Consider the following 722-nt stretch of genomic DNA (forward strand, 5'->3'; position numbering starts at 1 on the left):
GTTAAATCGGTCATACGGCAACACGGCATCATTTCGCAGCACTTCAATAAACGGAATGGCTACGCTGTTCGGAGCGCCCAAATCAATACGGCTGTTATCCGCGTCAATCTTCTGGAGGTTCGCATAAGGAATCTTAATCCCTAAGTCAACCTCTTTCTGAAAGAATACATCACCCGGCATAGCGGAGGACGTAAGCAGGATTGTAGCTTTCCCGGTGTAAACATCAACAGACATTTCAACGTCTAAATCTTTGCCGATTACATACTGAGTATCGACGGCGAACGCTGGAACGAATGGCAAATGTAACATCGTCATTGTGTTGGCGAAATCCAACATGTTCCCGTTTGGCGCTGGCGTACTAATGCGCCCCATCGGAATACTAATGCGGTCAGTCAGGAACGGCAGAGCATCAACTTTAGTGTCCAGATTACCTAACCGGATTGACTCTGTTTTAGTACCTGCAAGATTAGCCGGAACTTTGAACGGGATTTCAATCAGGTTAATAATGAACTGCCCGAAATCGACTAACTCTGTAGTGTGTGAACTGCTCCCGGTCTGGTCTTTAAATCTTGCCGTGGTGAGTTCGCGCATTACATCGTTATCAACCAGATAAACATGGTTCGTACCGCTTACATGTGTGTGAACCTGAGTTTCGACAATAAACGACACGTATTTATTATCGGCTGGATTTGGTAACGGTAAAGTCCACGTTGCGACGGTTT

Annotated in this window: 1 protein-coding gene; it reads right to left on the minus strand. The window is 46.0% G+C overall.

All coding sequences use genetic code 11. The annotated features are described in order from the left end of the window. The coding region (locus RCG67_RS16860) for a hypothetical protein (RefSeq protein WP_368827946.1) at nucleotides 1-591 on the minus strand (591 nt) is incomplete at its 3' end. Nucleotides 592-722: the final 131 nt, after the last annotated feature.

Source organism: Kocuria cellulosilytica, from assembly GCF_040981245.1.
Classification (GTDB): Bacteria; Actinomycetota; Actinomycetes; order Actinomycetales; family Micrococcaceae; genus Kocuria; species Kocuria cellulosilytica.